The sequence below is a fragment of the Pseudomonas sp. P5_A12 genome, from assembly GCF_056400685.1.
Genome location: NZ_JBFUKU010000573.1, coordinates 1 through 1,345, shown reverse-complemented (window position 1 = coordinate 1,345; position 1,345 = coordinate 1). Strand labels below are relative to the sequence as shown.

Annotated in this window: 1 protein-coding gene; it reads left to right on the top strand. The window is 57.0% G+C overall.

Annotated elements, in window-relative coordinates; all coding sequences use genetic code 11:
- Positions 1-1,345 (top strand): lipase family protein (locus tag AC1DSG_RS31205; protein ID WP_477794300.1); only part of this gene is annotated, 1,345 nt, incomplete at both ends.

The window sequence follows — 1,345 nt, the reverse complement described above, 5'->3', positions numbered from 1 at the left end:
AACCCGCTACCTGAACCAAAACTCCACCCGCACCAAAGAAAACCCCGCACAAGCCTGCGCGGATGAGTATTTTCAGGTGGAAGTGCGCCATCTGGTCAAGCATGTCTCGCACCTGCCTCCTGAGGTCTATCGCCATTACCCACACGGTACGGGGCGGGCGAAGCTCATGGGTAAACATGGCGCGCTTGGCATTGCCCTGTTGCCGTTGCAACACACCGTGCTGGAAGTGCGCCCGCTGCGGGCCTTGCGCCCCATGCTGTCAACCGACTCCGAATACTGTGCGCTCAACCTCTATCAACTGGCACTGATGGCCACCTTGAGCTATTGCCCCTTTGGTCAGCATCCCGATGATCACCCCGTCAGAACCAGTACCGTGAGCTTCCCCCTGCAACCCAGTGTCGGCAATTGGTTCGGGGATGCACTGGCCAAATTTTATGAGCTTTGGAAAGTCGATGCGACGCAGACAACAGCCTATTACCCACTGTATGAAGATGTGCCGTACTCCAAGCGACTGGAGATCGTACCGTTTGACGCCAATCTCTATACGGCAAACGACCCGGTACTGGGTGAAGATCAGGAACACCCCGCCAAAATCCACTTCCTCGACGATACCGATAAGCAAGGTGGTACCGATACTCAGGCCTTCATTACCCACCACGATGAGCTGATCCTGATTGCGGTACGTGGCACCTATGAAATCATCGCGGATGGCCTGCGCGACGCCGATGCGTTTCAAGTGCCGTTTGAAGACACTGACAGCAAGGTGCACCGTGGTTTTTACCAGGCAGCGCAGAAAGCCTACGACTTCATCGTCAAATACCTCGACAAATTTTATACCGGGCAAAAGCTACTGATCTGCGGCCACAGCCTGGGAGGCGCAGTGGCATTACTCCTATCCGAAATGCTGCGTCGACGAGCCGGCTTCAACTACAACATCCAGCTCTACACCTACGGCGCCCCCCGTGCCGCTGATGCCAACTTCGCCAAAGGCGCCAAGGACTTGGTGCATCACCGCATGGTCAACCACAACGACCCGGTGCCCAGCGTGCCCGGCACCTGGATGAACACCAAGGCTGGCGTTTTCGGGTGGGGGGCAGCGCTGACCTTCGTCAACGTGCCTGTTGGCCTCTCGGTATTTGTCGCCGGCATCACTAACTGGAAAGGCGAACCCTACGAACATCACGGCACCCTGTATCACGCAATGCCGGTGCAGTTTAACCGCCAGGAAATGTCCATGATCCTGTGGGAGCCAGGCTGCGACACCATTACCCAGCATGCCGCCTGCTCGGTGGCCATCCAGCAACAAAACGGGCTACCGGATCGACCTTCACTGCTGACTCAACTG